The sequence below is a fragment of the Geofilum rhodophaeum genome (assembly GCF_002210225.1).
GTDB classification, from domain to species: Bacteria; Bacteroidota; Bacteroidia; order Bacteroidales; family Marinilabiliaceae; genus Geofilum; species Geofilum rhodophaeum.
This window is the reverse complement of the sequence record NZ_MWUJ01000009.1, coordinates 124,081-138,225: the sequence shown is the minus strand read 5'-3', so window position 1 is coordinate 138,225 and position 14,145 is coordinate 124,081. Positions and strand designations below refer to the sequence as shown.

Annotated in this window: 14 protein-coding genes; 7 read left to right on the top strand and 7 right to left on the bottom strand. The window is 49.9% G+C overall.

Annotated elements, in window-relative coordinates:
• Positions 1–26: 26 nt before the first annotated feature.
• A complete protein-coding gene (locus tag B4W65_RS10160) occupies positions 27–785 on the top strand; it encodes an MBL fold metallo-hydrolase (protein WP_088655045.1) in 759 nt (252 codons plus the stop codon).
• 11 nt (positions 786–796) lie between these two features.
• Positions 797–1,285: a MarR family winged helix-turn-helix transcriptional regulator gene (locus B4W65_RS10155; RefSeq protein WP_088655044.1), complete on the top strand. Its 489-nt coding sequence runs from the start codon at positions 797–799 to the stop codon at positions 1,283–1,285.
• A gap of 89 nt (positions 1,286–1,374) precedes the next feature.
• On the opposite strand, the gene B4W65_RS10150 is transcribed toward B4W65_RS10155, so the two are convergent.
• Complete coding sequence (locus tag B4W65_RS10150; RefSeq protein WP_088655043.1) at positions 1,375–2,070, bottom strand: GDSL-type esterase/lipase family protein; 696 nt, start codon at positions 2,068–2,070, stop codon at positions 1,375–1,377.
• A gap of 153 nt (positions 2,071–2,223) precedes the next feature.
• Between B4W65_RS10150 and B4W65_RS10145 the strand changes: the two genes are divergently transcribed.
• The gene (locus B4W65_RS10145; protein ID WP_088655042.1) at positions 2,224–3,195 is read left to right on the top strand and encodes an InlB B-repeat-containing protein; all 972 of its coding nucleotides are present in this window, start codon (positions 2,224–2,226) and stop codon (positions 3,193–3,195) included.
• Here B4W65_RS10145 and B4W65_RS10140 read toward each other — a convergent pair.
• From B4W65_RS10140 to kamA, 3 genes are read right to left on the bottom strand one after another with little or no spacing between them, the layout of a single operon-like run.
• Entirely contained in the window at positions 3,146–4,573 is a 1,428-nt protein-coding gene (locus B4W65_RS10140; protein ID WP_088655041.1) for a sodium:solute symporter family protein, read from the bottom strand. The two genes, B4W65_RS10145 and B4W65_RS10140, sit on opposite strands and share 50 nt — an antisense overlap.
• Before the next feature lie 9 nt (positions 4,574–4,582).
• Positions 4,583–5,416: a putative beta-lysine N-acetyltransferase gene (gene ablB, locus B4W65_RS10135; protein WP_088655040.1), complete on the bottom strand. Its 834-nt coding sequence runs from the start codon at positions 5,414–5,416 to the stop codon at positions 4,583–4,585.
• Between the two features lie 28 nt (positions 5,417–5,444).
• Positions 5,445–6,767, bottom strand: coding sequence for a lysine 2,3-aminomutase (gene kamA / locus B4W65_RS10130; protein WP_088655039.1), 1,323 nt, complete (start codon positions 6,765–6,767; stop codon positions 5,445–5,447).
• 426 nt (positions 6,768–7,193) lie between these two features.
• Between kamA and B4W65_RS10125 the strand changes: the two genes are divergently transcribed.
• A complete protein-coding gene (locus B4W65_RS10125) occupies positions 7,194–7,646 on the top strand; it encodes a YhcH/YjgK/YiaL family protein (protein WP_088655038.1) in 453 nt (150 codons plus the stop codon).
• Between the two features lie 687 nt (positions 7,647–8,333).
• A complete protein-coding gene (locus tag B4W65_RS10120) occupies positions 8,334–8,855 on the top strand; it encodes a hypothetical protein (RefSeq protein WP_146697772.1) in 522 nt (173 codons plus the stop codon).
• Between the two features lie 73 nt (positions 8,856–8,928).
• Here B4W65_RS10120 and B4W65_RS10115 read toward each other — a convergent pair whose 3' ends face one another.
• Complete coding sequence (locus B4W65_RS10115) at positions 8,929–10,968, bottom strand: M3 family metallopeptidase (RefSeq protein ID WP_088655036.1); 2,040 nt, start codon at positions 10,966–10,968, stop codon at positions 8,929–8,931.
• Positions 10,969–11,292: 324 nt separating this feature from the next.
• On the opposite strand from B4W65_RS10115, the gene B4W65_RS10110 reads away from it, so the two are divergent.
• On the top strand, positions 11,293–12,276 hold the full coding sequence (locus tag B4W65_RS10110) for a DUF6588 family protein (protein ID WP_088655035.1): 984 nt from the start codon (positions 11,293–11,295) through the stop codon (positions 12,274–12,276).
• 10 nt (positions 12,277–12,286) lie between these two features.
• Here the strand turns inward: B4W65_RS10110 and B4W65_RS10105 are convergent, their stop codons facing one another.
• On the bottom strand, positions 12,287–12,817 hold the full coding sequence (locus tag B4W65_RS10105) for a nitroreductase family protein (RefSeq protein ID WP_088655034.1): 531 nt from the start codon (positions 12,815–12,817) through the stop codon (positions 12,287–12,289).
• 210 nt (positions 12,818–13,027) lie between these two features.
• Between B4W65_RS10105 and B4W65_RS10100 the strand changes: the two genes are divergently transcribed.
• Positions 13,028–13,810 carry a GIN domain-containing protein gene (locus tag B4W65_RS10100; RefSeq protein WP_088655033.1) on the top strand — a complete coding sequence of 261 codons (783 nt, stop codon included), beginning with the start codon at positions 13,028–13,030 and terminating at the stop codon, positions 13,808–13,810.
• Here the strand turns inward: B4W65_RS10100 and B4W65_RS10095 are convergent, their stop codons facing one another.
• Positions 13,811–14,005: a hypothetical protein gene (locus B4W65_RS10095; protein WP_088655032.1), complete on the bottom strand. Its 195-nt coding sequence runs from the start codon at positions 14,003–14,005 to the stop codon at positions 13,811–13,813.
• Positions 14,006–14,145 lie beyond the last annotated feature (140 nt).

Here is a 14,145-nt window from a genome sequence, read left to right as displayed (position 1 = left end):
GTACCGGTAAAGGAAGGAATAATAAGATGTTGGAAATATGTGCCCTGGCTTCGGGGAGTAACGGGAATTGTTATTACATAGGCAACGGCAGCGATGCTGTTTTGATCGATGCGGGCATCAGTCGCCGCCAGGTGCTGGAGCGTATGAAGGAGCGGGGACTGGATCCGGGTCGCATTCGTGCCATTTTGATTTCACACGAGCATGCCGATCACTTCAGGGGGGTACGGGTTTTGAGTAATAAGCTGGAAGTTCCGGTATATATGACCCGGAAGTCGCACGAAAAAAGCTGGGGACCCAATCGGCCCACACGGGTACTTTTTTTTGAACCGGGTGAAGTCCTGGAGGTGGGCGCCTTTAAAATCCACAGCTTTTTGAAGTTGCACGATGCGGCAGAACCTTGTAGTTTTAGAGTGGAGCACGCGGGCAAAAACGTAGGCGTTTTTACCGATATTGGGGAGCCTTGCGATAATGTACGGCGGGAGTTGCCGCTATGCGATGCCTTGTTTTTGGAGGCCAATTACGATGAGGACATGCTGTGGTCGGGCCCTTATCCACCGCATTTGAAAGTGCGGGTGGCTGGTGATCGGGGGCACCTGTCCAATCTGCAGGCTTTTGAGTTGTTGCAAGCGCATCACCACGCGAATTTGCAGGTGGTGTACCTTTCGCACCTGTCGGAGGAGAACAACCGACCGGAAGTGGCGGCGGCTGCTTTTGCGCCTTTGCAGGAGCGTTTCAGTGTGCGTTTGACCAACCGCTATGCCGCGGCGGAAGTGTTTCGTTTATAAGAGTTAAGGCAATGGATTACAGGGGTATTTTAATACGGGTGCGCCGCATTGTACGTTCGATTAATCTGGAATCGAAAAAGGTGCAAAAAGATTTTGGGGTAAGCATTCCTCAGATTCTGTGTCTGGAATATTTGAAGTCCTCCCCCAACTACCAGGCCACGCAGCGCGCCATTCGGGAGCATTTGAATTTGAATTCGAGCACGGTGACCGGCATCATTACACGCTTGGAGAAGCACGGTTTACTGGCCCGTTTGCCCAAGAGTGGCGACAAGCGGGTGACGCACATTACCCTGACTTCGGCGGGGGATGAGCTGCTGGAGAAAACACCGGACCTGTTGCAACAGCGATTGGCCTCCAAATTGGAGCGCTTGTCGCCCGGTAAAGTGGAGCAAATTTCTGCTACCCTGGATCAGCTCATTGAAATGTTGGAGCTGGAGGAAAGTGAAGAGATCCCTTTTTTGTCGGCCGAGGGCTTTTACGAAGGAGAGGAGAAATTGTAATAAGAAAAGGGCTGCGCGTGCAGCCCTTTTTATTGAAAGTGATTTCGTATTCTTTAAACGCTAAGCTGTTTTGCTGAGGTCTATGGCGCTTATTTTGCCGCTTGGCCCAGCAAGGCCTCGTAAATGCTGTGGGCCATAATACCAGCTCCCTCTGCGTTGGGGTGAATCAAATCGGGGAAGAGTTCGTCCCTGCCGGCCAGGGCCGTGTGCAGATCGATGCAGGGCAGTCCAAGCTCTGTCGCCAGCTTCTCTATTCTGGGATTCAGGTGGTTAACAATGGTGCTGTCGCTGATGCCCCAGCGCTCGGGAAAGGCAGGAGCCGCTTTCAACAGCACTACTTTGGGCTTGCTTTCCAGCGCCTGAAAACTCTGAATGAGTTGGGTGTAGTCCTTTTCTAAGTCCCCGTTATGCACCCAGTTGTGTGGTTTGGTGTCGTTGGTTCCCAGTTTGACGAGCACCACATGGGGCTTAAATTCCAATGCGGCCAGGTATTCGGGTTCTTTAATGTAGGGTAAATCGCCGCTGCTCATGAGTGTGCGGGCACTTACCCCGAAGTTACGTACTTCAAATTTGTTGCCCAGCAAATCTTGCAGCTGGGCGGGGTAGCTGAGACTGTCGCGACCTTCAATGCCCATGCCATAGGTAATGCTGTTGCCCACACAGGCAATGCGTATGGTTTCGGAGTAGTCGCCGGGTTGAATGATGCCCCCCGATGGTTGGCAGGAGCTCCCCCCCAGCAGCGCTATAAACAGGAGGGCGGTTTGGAGAAAGATGGTTGTTTTCACGTTCTATGTTTTTTGGTTGCCCTAATTTAGGGGTTTTTCCCGACTTGCTGAACAGTAGCTTTCTTTCTGCTATTGTTAAGTCCTGTTAAAGTGGTAGTTGGCCGTAATAATTGGGAGCAGGTCGACGTTCTTATTCCGGATTAAACAAACCAAATGAAAAGTATGAAAGAGAAGCTGCAAGTTAAATGGGCAATCGGACTGGTGATGGGTCTGGTGCTTTTGGCCGGCCTGCCTTTGCTGGGGGGCTGCGAGGATAAAACCGGGGACGACGTTAACCTGCCGGAGTTTACTGTGGAGGTGGACTGGACCGAAGCCGGCGGCGTGGTGAATGTTTCTCCGGAAACGGGTCCTTACAGGCAGGGAACGGTGCTTACCCTGGAGGCAGTCCCTGCCACAGGCTGGCTTTTTAAGGGGTGGGGGGGATTGACTTCCACAGCCAATCCGGTGCAAGTCGTGGTGGATGAAAATTTACAGATTGAGGCTTTGTTTGAGAAGATTCCTGTGGTAAGCGCTTCTGATTTAAAGATGGTGGTGGAAGGGGTTTTGCAGTTGGACGATGGCTTGTGGGACTTTGAAATCCGGTTGAGTGATGCATCGGGGGAGGTGGAGAACATCGACGATGCAGTGCTCACGGTGGCTGGATTTAATGCGACCAAAGACGATTTTTTTGATGGTTTGTACGTGGTAGAGGGCTTGAATCTTTTGCCGGGTGCCGAGGTGGCCGTGGTGCTGAAGCATGCCTGGATTGGTGAGATGAGCTATAAGCTGAACATTCCCCCAATGTTTTCGGAAAACAACAATCTGCAGTATGCCTCCAACGAGGGGGTGTTGCAGCTCGACTGGGAGGACCTGGATTGCGACGGCTTTAAGTTTTACCGTCTTTTTGAGAGTTCTTCAGGAAGTGTAGAGGCGGATGCCTGGCCCTTGTTGACCGAATCGGAATTGTCGGTGACCGAGAATGAGATTTACACTTCTTATGTAAACGTAAGCCTGGTCCCCCCGGTGTATTTTACGGTTTGGCTTTGTCCCGTAAATCTTTTAGAACCCCTGGAGGGCATGGCCCCCGACAGTCGTTTTATGCTGATTGGGCGTCGGGGGACTCGTTTGAGTAATAAGCCTGCATAACAAAGAGGGTAAGGAGACTGATGCTGAGGGCGGGCACTACGGCATCGAGGTCCCAGGGCAGGGGAAGTTGGCCGACTTGAACAATTAAGAGGGTGAGACTGCCGCTGATCATGGAGGCGATGGCCGCAGTGCGTGAGGGTTTTTTATAAATGAGAAAGCCCAGGACAGGAGCCATGAGTCCACTTACCATAAACCCATAGGAGAGCAGCATAAGTTCGAGTACCGAAGGAATGTACAAGGCAATGACGATGGCCAGTATGCCAATGACGAGGGTCATCCACTGCACTACCTTGAGGGCGTTCTTCGATTTTTTGTAGTTGAAGAGGTCGCGACTGATGTTGCCCGAGGCCGCCATCAGGCAGCTGTCGGCCGTCGACAATATGGCGGAGAAATAAGCCGCCAGTATTAATCCCAATGCCCCTATGGGCAGCACGTGTTTCAGCATTAAGGGCATGGCCGACTCGTTGTCGGCCATGGCCATTTCGGCCTCGGGGATAATGCCGGCACCAAAGCTGGCTTTGGCCAGCATACCCAGAAATACGCCCAGAAAGGCCATGAAGGGCCATTCGAAGAGGCCGGCAATGAACCATGCACGTTGGGCTTCCTTGCCCGACTTGGCGGCAAAAATGCGTTGGTACAGGGTCATGCCGATGAACCAAATGGGAATGATGGAAAAGGTCCAGTTGATGAGGGTGCTGATCGAAAGGTTGGTCATTTGCAACATTTCGGCTCCCAGAAAGACTTTGGCCGCTTCCCATCCGCCCAGGGCTTTGAGGGCGAAGGGTACGCCTACAAGGGAGAGGCCCGACAGTAAAATGATCCACTGTACGGTGTCGGTGTAAATGACGGCCTTGATGCCGCCCAGTGCGGTGTACACCACGGCAATGGCCCCCATAATGATTACGGCTTCGGGTATGTCCACGCCCACAAAGGTGGCCGAAGTGAGTTTGGCTCCAGCCAGGACCTGACTGGCGGTGAAGCCCATGTAACCGATGGCAGAAATAAGTGCCGCGGCCAGGGCAACGATTTTTCCGTAACTGTGTTGGAGAATCTCGGGGAAGGTCTGCATTTTGTTGGCGACGCCCCTACGGTGCACTTTAGGGATAAGCACCACGGCGGTGAGCCAGGCTCCCAGGAGTCCCGTAAACAAAATCCACGAGCCCGAGAGGCCCATCACAAAACCCAGTCCCCCCAGTCCAATCGAAAAGCCGCCACCGACGTCGGTGGCGACGACCGAGAGCCCCAGGTGCCACTTGGTCATCTCTCTGCTCCCTACAAAATAGTCTTCGGTGTTGTTGTTCTTCCGGTGAAACCAAAAGCCGATGAAAAGCATGGCAGCGAAGTAAACCACTACAATGCTCAGGTCAATCCAATGCATAATGTTGTTTTATGGGCGTGCGTGCTTGTACCACACGTTCATACTTTCAATTTTTCCTGCAATCTGGGTGTTTCGGGTAAGGGTGCCGGCAAAGCGATAGCCCAGGTTGTAAAAAGTCTTGTTCATGGGCAGCGAATGCAAACGAGCAATGGTGTAAAAGGTCAGGAAGCCGTCGGCCGTCAGCTGCTCCTCCATAAAGCGCAGCAGGTGCACGGCCAGTCGTTGACCCCGGTGGGTGGGCAATACTGCAAAGTCGGTCATCTCGGCATTCAGCTTGATGTCGTTGCACTCTGCCGAGCTGATGGCGATGAGTTCCCCGTCTTTAAAGGCCCCAAAATAGCGGGTGCCGTCTTCGCGCATGCTTTGAATGAGGAAGGCCGGATCGTAAATGGGGAAGGGGTAGGTCTCGAAAACCTGCTTAAATACCGGCACCATGGCTTCGGCATCGGCTTCGCCCAGGGGGCGCAGCCGGTAGGCTGCGTCCATTTCTTTGTGACGGTAGTCGGTCCCTTCCAGAAGCAAAGCCTGGAAGGCTTCGAGCTGCTCGCTTTCGGGGCGACTCCTTTCGGGGTCGGTATATTTCATGAGAAAGAGGGCGTCTTCTTCTCCCTTGTAAAAGCCCGGAACGGCGGCCTCTATAACATAGCCTCTGTTCTGGAAGGCCGGGCCATAGCGGGCCGGTACCTTGGCAAAGAGCTTGGTGTAGCGGCCTTTTTCGGCGATTTGCTCCAAAGCCGGCAAGATTTGTGGAAAATCTGCCGGATCCAGATCCATCAGGTAAATCCGACTGCTGTCCGGTCCGTGCGATATGCGTGAGGCGCCCCAGTTTTCTATAACATCCATATATTTCAGTTTTGATGGGGACAGCACCCTACTCGGTGCTGTCGTTTCTTCGTTCGTAACGTTCGTTGTTCGAGGGTATGAGCGAAATGGTGTCGTCGTAATCGGACAAGAGCTGCTCAATACCGATGGCATTTATTTCGTCGCTTTCGTTGACGTCGAGTTCGAGGCTGCAATCGGCACAGTTGCGGTCGCAGATGGTCGATTCGTACTTGTCGGGCTCCTGGTAGGAGGTGATTACGCCCTCGTAATTGCGCAGAATGACTTTGTTGGTGCTCCACGAAATGATGTAGTTGGGCATTACGGGTATTTTTCCGCCGCCGCCCGGGGCATCAATTACATAGGTTGGAACGGCAAAGCCGCTGGTATGGCCTATGAGACTTTCCATAATTTCGATGCCTTTTCCGACGGGCGTCCGGAAGTGGGAGAGTCCCTCCGATAAATCACACTGATAAAGATAGTAGGGACGTACGCGGTTCATCACCAGTTTGTGTACCAGGTCCTTCATAATGCGGGGACAGTCGTTGACGTCGGCCAGCAACACGGACTGGTTGCCCAGAGGGATGCCGGCATCGGCCAGTTTGGCCAGGGCTTCCCGTGCTGAGGCGGTGAGTTCGCGCGGGTGGTTAAAATGGGTGTTGATCCACAGCGGATGGTGCTTTTTAAGCATGTTCACCAAATCGTCGGTGATGCGGTAGGGCAGTACCACGGGGGTACGGGTGCCTATGCGGACGACTTCAACGTGCGGAATGGCACGGAGTTCGGTCAAAATCCAGTCGAGGTAATCGTCGCTCAATAAAAAGGGGTCGCCGCCCGACAGCAGTACGTCGCGTACCTGCGGGTTGTTGCGGATGTATTCAATACCTTCTTTAATCTGTGCCCTGTTGGGAATGGAGTCTACATCGCCCACCTTGCGCTTGCGGGTGCAATGGCGGCAGTACATCGCACATACGTTGCTGACAAGCATAAGCACCCGGTCGGGGTAGCGGTGGGTAATGCCGGGAACGGGACTGTCGTGGTCCTCAGACAGGGGGTCGCCCATCTCGCTGTTGGAGATGATGAGTTCGCGGTTGTCGAGAAAGGATTGCTTGTAAACCGGGTCGTTCCGGAAATTGTCCTTTTTAATGAGGGAGAGGTAATAGGGCGTAATGGAGAGGGGAAAACGGTCCTGGGTTTCTGTAAACTTCTTTCGTTCTTCCTGGGAGAACCGAATGCCGGTCAGGTTTTCAAATTCTTCGATGGTCTTGATGGCGTGGCGCATATGCCACTTCCAGTCGCGCCAGTTTTTCAACTGCGATTTGGGTTCAATCTTGTGGGCGATTGACTCCTGGTGTTCGGTGAAAATTTTGTCCATGGTTTTTGTGTTGTGACCGCTAACGGGACGGTGGTTTTGGTCGTTGTGCCGTGGAGCACTGTTTGTAAGGTAGATGGCTGCTTTTGACCATTGGTGAAAAGCGCTGATTGCCCGTTAAAAGTTGGTCGTTTTTGTTTCCGTTTTTCCGGTTGACCCAAAACCTAAAAATGTGTTCTGTGCGACAAATATAGGCATAAAAAATTAAAAATCCCAGTATTCTCAGGGGTGCCGGTGTTTTGTTAAAGGGTGTAGGTGTTGGTATATAGTTTGTTATGCTGGTTTTGTTTTAAGCTGAAAAAACCTCCGGACTTTAAATGGTTTCTGTGCCATTGAATGCATCGCGACAGTTTATCGGTTTAATTTCGTACATTTTTGGGAGGATGGCCACTTTTATCTGTAATTTTGTGTTGCTAAATTAATAAGACTATGATAGTAGATACACTGGACAATGCCGCAAGGTATTTTATGCTGCATCCTTCCCTGGAGCAGGCTTTTGATTTTTTGGAGGAGGTCAATGCTGAAGATTTTCCTGAAGGAAAGCAGGAGCTTGTAGGCGAGCATTTATTTGCCAATGGCATGAAACGATCGACGAAAGATTACGACGACTGTATTTGGGAGGCGCATGAGCAGTACCTCGATATTCACTTTTTGGCGGAAGGAGAGGAGCGTATTTTTTATGCTCCGGAGGATAATATGAAGGAAGTGAAGGCTTACGATGCGGAGAAGGACATCACGGTATTTGAAGGGGAGGGATACGAGGTGCTTGTTCCCAAAGGTGCTTTTGTGATTTTCTTTCCGGGGGAGATTCATAAGGCTTTGGTGAAGAAGGAGGAAGCGATGGAGGTGAAGAAGATGGTGGTGAAGCTGCAACTGGCGTAGTACCTCCAGGAGTTTAGCTTGTTGCAGTTGTTCTGAAACTCGGGTGGTCGTAGTGTATTCCTGCTGCTGACATAAAATTTCTATTCCTTACGCTTGATGCAGCTGTTCTGCGCTGCTGTCTGTTTCCTGTTCACTGCAGTCGCTTCACTAAAAACATCGAAACTCGCCTTTGGCTCAAACAGCGATGTTTTTGACGTTGCACTCCTTTGTTCACTTACGGAAACATTCAGAGGCTTGAACAGCTGCATCTGCGCTCTGACGAGTTTTTCTGAAGGCAGCTGTTCTACACTACTTCCCTTCCAGAGTGAAGCCGGAATTTTTTACGCGTCATTTACAAATGCTCATAATCGGAAATAATCTGAGGCTTGATGGTATACATCTTCGCTTGGTCGAGTTGTTTTCTGTAGGTCGCTATCTTGCACCACTTCCCTTCCTGAGTAGTGCCGTGCTTGTAATGCTGCCTTCCTTTACTCGCTTACGGAAACATTCAGAGGCTTGAGCATCTGCATCTTACTTTGTACGAGTTTTAACTTAAGGCAGTTCTTCTACACCTCCTTCCTTAAAGTTAGGGGCAGTTTTTTTTCACTTCATAAGTATTTTGTGTTTGTGAAATATTTTTGTGCCACAGGATCTCCGTTGATGGAAAAGTGCTATTTTCGTTCTTTATTAACTCCTAATTTCAAACTTATGAAAAATCGAATTATCCTTTTAACGGTGTTCCTCTTTATGGGCTTAACTCCTGGTCTTTGGGGCCAGAGTATTGACAAATCGAAGATGCCAACGGACGAATCTCTTACCGCAGCAAAGCAACTGGTCACAACCTTTTTTGAGAATCTAAAGAACAATAAGCACAAGGAAAATGCCGACTTCATTGTTGAAAGTCTTGGTGCCAATTGGGATGAATCCAAGAAAATTACCGAGTTGAATGATTATTTGGCAAAATTTGAAATCATCAGTTTAAAGCCTCCTAAAGGGGTGTTTGGTAAATTGTTTGACTATGATTTAATAGAGGAAGGATTTCTGCCTGGCAGTGACCGGTATTTTAGACATACTTATATTTCCTATCATGAAGGGAGTATTTTGGTTTGGGAATTTAGGTTTTATGTTACTGAAGATAAGAGTGTTACTTTGCATTATATAGGATGGACTGACTCTAATCCTTTTGAGTACATGAGTACTCCGGATATGATATTATCCATTTATCACTAATGGTTTAAATCAAAAAAAAAAGGAGGAAAGCGCTGTCGCTTTCCTCCTTTTTTTGCTTGTCTGCAAACAGGTGTTACTTGCTGAGACCGCTGCGCAGCAGGAGGGCTTCCACCGAGGGTTCGGCGCCACGAAAAGCAACGTAGAGGTCCATGGGGTGGCGGGTGCCGCCCTTACTGAGGATGTGTTCGCGAAAGCTTTCGGCGGTAGCCTGGTCGAAGATGCCTTTTTCTTTGAAGAGGGCATAGGCATCGGCATCGAGGACTTCGGCCCATTTGTAGCCGTAGTAGCCGGCGGCATAGCCCCCGTCGAAGATGTGTCCGAAGGCGGTACTGAAACAGCTGCCCGCCACTTCGGGAAAAAGCTCGGTTTTGGCCATGGCGGCTTTCTCAAAACTGATGGCGTCGGTGGCAACGGGTTCGGTAATGGAGTGCCAGGCCATGTCGTTGAAGCCGAAGCTGAGCTGACGAACGGTCAGGTAGCCACTCTGGAAATTATCGGCAGCAATAATTTTTTGAATGAGGTCCTCAGGCATGGTCTCCCCGGTCTGGTAGTGAACAGCCACATCCTGGAGCCACTCCTTCTCCAGCGCCCAGTTTTCCATAATTTGTGAGGGCAATTCAACAAAGTCGCGGTACACACTGGTGCCGGAAAGACTTTCGTAGGTCACTTCGCTGAGCATGCCGTGCAGGGCATGGCCAAATTCATGTAAGAAAGTGGTCACCTCGTTGAAAGTCAGGAGGGAGGGGCGAGAGGCGGTGGGCGGCGTGAAATTGCAAACCACCGAAACGTGGGGAATGATGTTTTGGCCGTTTTCCACATGTTGGTCGCGGAAGGAGGTCATCCAGGCACCGCCCTGCTTGCCCTTGCGGGGATGAAAATCGAGGTAGAGTACCGAAATGACTTGCTCGTCGCGGTTGAAGACCTCATAGGCAAACACATCGGGATGGTACACCGGAATGTCCTTGTTCAGTTTGTAGCTGAGTCCCCACAGCTTATTGGTCAAATCGAAAATGCCCGCTTTTACCTTTTCCAGTTGGAAATAGGGTTTGGTCATTTCTTCGTTCAAGTCGAACAAGGAAGTCTTCAGCTTTTCAGAATAGTAAGCAAAATCCCAACGCTGTAGTTCCCCTTCGAGGCCCTGCTGTTTGGCAAAGGCGGCCACCTGGGCCACATCTTCCTGGGCAAAGGGGAAGGATTTTTCGAAAAGTTCGTTTAAGAAAGCATTGACTTTGTCGGCGCTCTGCGCCATCCGCTCTTCCAGCACATAGTCGGCGTGCGACCGGTAACCCAAAAGCTGCGCTTTCGCCAGGCGAAGTTCGGCCTGACGCAGGATGTTGGCTTTGTTGTCGTTTTGGTTATCCTGATTGCCCCGTTTGGTAGAAGCACGGAAGAGTTGCTCGCGCAGCTCCCGCTGGTCGGCATACTGCATAAAGGGCAGCATGCTGGGCGCATGCAGCGAAAACATCCAGCCTTCTTTTCCTTCGCTTTCGGCCAGTTGCTGAGCGGCTTCGCGCACTGCCTCGGGCAAACCCGCCAGGTCGGCCTCATCGGTAATATGCAGTTTGTAGTCGTTGGTCTCCGCCAGCAGGTTTTCACCAAACTGCAGGGAGAGCTTGGAGAGTTCTGCGGTTATGTTGCGGTATTTTTGCTTGTCCTCAGCATTCAACAGCGCACCACGACGAACAAAACCTTTATAAGTATTATCCAGGAGGGTAGCCTGCTCTGTGCTGAGTGTAAGTTTGTCCTTTTGCTCGTACACGGCTTTTACTCTGGCAAAAAGAGCCTCGTTCAGCCAAATGTCGTTGCCGTATTCCGAAAGGAGGGGAGATACCTCCCGGGCCACCTCCTGAATGGCCTCGCTGGTCTCTGCCGAGTTGAGGTTGAAAAAGATGCTGCTGATGCGACTCAACTTATTGCCCGCCTTTTCCAGGGCTTCGATGGTGTTGTTGAAGTCCGGTGTCGCAGGATTGTCGATGATGGCCTTGATTTCTGCACGTCCCTCTTCCATGGCTGCAGTAAAAGCCGGAATATAGTGTGCAGTCTGTATTTGAGTAAAGGGCGGTGTTTGATGTGGGGTGTTGAATTCTTGTAATAAAGGATTGTTATCCGTCATATCTGTTTTATTTTTACATTGTGTTGTTAAGAGTACAGCAAGCAAACAAGTCGATGCCAGGATTGTTTGCCTTAAACGATTGTGCAACGCTTTCATGTATTGGATTTAAAATAAGAATAAATGAACACTGAGTTTGAAAGCTGCAATTTTACACATTCGAAGCTGCATTGCAAAGTTAATAATTGGACACAAACTTATGATTTTTGTCACATTTTTATCTTTTTGCCTCTTATTTGCAGGGAAATTTGAACCTTGCGTGCTGCCACTTGGTTTGTTCAAGGAAGCTTAATCATATATGTTTGCTAACCAAAAAATCAAAGACCTATGAAATTAAAAATGCTGAGTTCGATGCTTGTGGTGTTCCTATTGCTTTTGCCGGTGGGACTAAAAGCCCAAAAGCAAGTCACCGATTTTCTGGAAATGGGTGTTGAGGATGCCCGTATTGTATCAGAAGCCTATTTGCAACCCTATGGCGAAATGCTTGGAAAATCCTTAAATGGGGGTTGGTACAACTCGGCCGGTGTTCACCGGATTGGGGGTTTTGACCTCACTTTTGGGGTGAATATGGCCATGGTTCCCGATGTGGGGAAGACCTTTGACGTTGCGGCTCTCTTGCCACAGATGAGTGAGGGGTGGTCGTTGGAAGATCCAAATCTTTATATGGCACCGACTGCTGCCGGAAGCATGCCGGAAGCCCTGCGTCCGCGCTTGGAGTACGAAGGGGAGTCTGTCCTGACCCTGCCCAATGGCAGTGGTTTCGACAAGCTGCCGGCCCCCATGGTACAGGCAGCGGTGGGTTTGCCCTGGGATACCGAAGTGGTGCTACGTTTCATTCCGAGTACTTCTTTAGGAGATGCCGGAAAAGTAAACCTCTATGGTTTTGGCGTCAAGCACAGTCTGAAGCAGTACATCCCTTTTTTGAAAAGGATGCCTATGCTGCAGAGCTCGGTAATGGTGGGCTATACGCATTTGGGTTCTGACGTGGATGTCAGTGCCTATGGCGGTGGTTCGGATCAGCTCCTCGAGGTTACCTCCGGCGCATTTACCAGTCGCCTGCTTGTTGGATTGAATATGCCCATTTTGGCAGTTTATACTGGTGTGGGTTATGGCACCACCAACAGCGACTTTGCACTTAAGGGGGAATATCCGGGGATTGGACAGGATCCTTTTACCCTCGGCTACACCACCAATGGCGTCGATTTCAATGCAGGACTGCGTTTGCGCTTTGGCTTTTTTGCCATCCATGGCGATTATACCTTTGGCGACTATTCCATGTTGTCGGCCGGCGTAGGCATCAACATACGCTAGCAGGCCCGGGTCAGTAGAATCTGGACAGACCGTTATGAAAGACAATATCTTCCAAGGGCTTGCGTCTTTTTTCACCCACATCCAGGGGTGATGCAGGATAGCCCAAAGGAAGTAAAACCATGGGCTCCAAATGTTCGGGAAGTTGTAAAGCTTCCCGAACTTTTTCGGGATTAAAATTACATACCCAGCAAGATCCAATTCCGATACTGGCAGCCATTAAACTGAGGTGATCGGTTAAGATGGCTGCGTCGATGTCGCAATGATCTTTTTTGTCGACACCCCGTTTCCAGGCTTCGTTATGGTTGCCGCAAATGACCAATACAACCGGGGCTGCTTTGAACCAATCGCGTGGATAGGCTTCCCAGAGTTGTTGGCGTAAGTTGGGCGCATCGGCCACAACTATTTGCCAAGGCTGGTAGTTGACGGCTGAGGGGGCGAGTCGACCCGCTTCTAAAATTTGAAGAATTTCGTTGCGTGTGGGGGCCTGGCTTTTGAATTGACGGACCGATTGACGCAGGGCGGCGAGTTTAAAAAAATCCATACTGTCGCGGTTTTTGATTATGCTTTAAAAATAGAAAAAGGGAAAGAAACCTTTGTTCCCTTCCCTTTTAAACTAATATAAACCAAAAGCACTTCAAAGATAATAATTTTGTATTTGCTTGTATCGCTACAGTATAATATTTATTGCATTTATCTTTGTCTCGTCTATCTTTGTACAAGAACGTAATACTAACCGGTAAACAGGGGTCGGGTGGTCGTAAATAGCTACAGATTTGTTTTTGGAGGCATTCTCTTGCTGATGCTTGCATCCTGTGAAGGCATCCTTAATATTGAGGTGGTAGGAGATGGTAAGTCGGCCGAGCCCCAGGAACGGGTGCATGCTGCTTTTACCTCCATTGAATTTTACGATGATTTTACCTTGCAGTTGAAGCCTGGCGATCAGCAGCAAGTGCAGGTTCAGGCCGACGCCAATCTTTTAGCTTACATACATACAGAAGTGCTGCGGGGTACTTTGCTGATTCGTCGCTTGCCCAATTACACGCTGATTCCACGGGAGCCGGTTGTAATTACAGTGACCACATCGAGACTTGATTTGCTGGAGGTTTTTGGTGATGGCTGGGTGAACATCGACTCTTTACAAACAGATTTAAGCGACATCAAGGTTTACGCTCGTGCCCGTGTAAAAGCCAGAGGGGTGGAGGCGGACCATTTAAAAGTTTTAAGTAATGGCGGTGGCGTTATCGACCTGGAGGGAGGTTTTGGTGAGCTTCAGCTGAGACAGGTCGGAAGTGGTTCTCTACTTGTTCGCGGGCATGCCGATAAAGCGCGCTTAATTCAGGAGGGTTCCGGAAAGATAGAGGCGGGTGACTTAGCCGCCGATTATTTGAATGTCGGTCTTAACGGCTCGGGACTGGTCTATTGTCGCTCCCTTTCATTTTTAGGCATTGAAATTACGGGCAGCGGACGGGTATTTTATCGGGGCGCGATCCCTGCTGAGGTAAAAGCTCCTGCCAATCAGGTAGGCACTTATTGATTAAATGCAGCCGCATACAAAATCCTCGCCCAAAGAATCGAATGCTTCCCGAACGGCTTTCTCTTCCGCTTCGCTTCCAATGCAGGCGCGACATTCGGGTAGGTTTGTTTTTGGATGAACAATGTAGTCCTCCCTTGTTAGGTCTTTGCCGCAAACAAAGCATTTTCGGCCAACACTTGGTGCTTCTTTTTCCATAATGTGCAGTGTTATTTTCTGTTCGACAAAGGTAGTTTTTTCTTCGAACGCTTCATTTTTTCGATAGTTCGTAATTTAAACTTAAAAAAACGTGGTGGATTATAAGTAAAAGTCCGTAAAAACTATTATTTTTGTCGCGG

What these genes read in the sequence shown, in the direction of transcription:
- B4W65_RS10160 (WP_088655045.1), top strand. Translation starts at nt 27, where the DNA reads ATGTTGGAAATATGTGCCCTGGCTTCGGGGAGTAACGGGAATTGTTAT.
- kamA (WP_088655039.1), bottom strand. Translation starts at nt 6,767, where the DNA reads ATGGACAAAATTTTCACCGAACACCAGGAGTCAATCGCCCACAAGATT.
- B4W65_RS10095 (WP_088655032.1), bottom strand. Translation starts at nt 14,005, where the DNA reads ATGGAAAAAGAAGCACCAAGTGTTGGCCGAAAATGCTTTGTTTGCGGC.
- B4W65_RS10140 (WP_088655041.1), bottom strand. Translation starts at nt 4,573, where the DNA reads ATGCATTGGATTGACCTGAGCATTGTAGTGGTTTACTTCGCTGCCATG.
- B4W65_RS10120 (WP_146697772.1), top strand. Translation starts at nt 8,334, where the DNA reads ATGAAAAATCGAATTATCCTTTTAACGGTGTTCCTCTTTATGGGCTTA.
- B4W65_RS10105 (WP_088655034.1), bottom strand. Translation starts at nt 12,817, where the DNA reads ATGGATTTTTTTAAACTCGCCGCCCTGCGTCAATCGGTCCGTCAATTC.
- B4W65_RS10115 (WP_088655036.1), bottom strand. Translation starts at nt 10,968, where the DNA reads ATGACGGATAACAATCCTTTATTACAAGAATTCAACACCCCACATCAA.
- B4W65_RS10125 (WP_088655038.1), top strand. Translation starts at nt 7,194, where the DNA reads ATGATAGTAGATACACTGGACAATGCCGCAAGGTATTTTATGCTGCAT.
- ablB (WP_088655040.1), bottom strand. Translation starts at nt 5,416, where the DNA reads ATGGATGTTATAGAAAACTGGGGCGCCTCACGCATATCGCACGGACCG.
- B4W65_RS10145 (WP_088655042.1), top strand. Translation starts at nt 2,224, where the DNA reads ATGAAAAGTATGAAAGAGAAGCTGCAAGTTAAATGGGCAATCGGACTG.
- B4W65_RS10110 (WP_088655035.1), top strand. Translation starts at nt 11,293, where the DNA reads ATGAAATTAAAAATGCTGAGTTCGATGCTTGTGGTGTTCCTATTGCTT.
- B4W65_RS10155 (WP_088655044.1), top strand. Translation starts at nt 797, where the DNA reads ATGGATTACAGGGGTATTTTAATACGGGTGCGCCGCATTGTACGTTCG.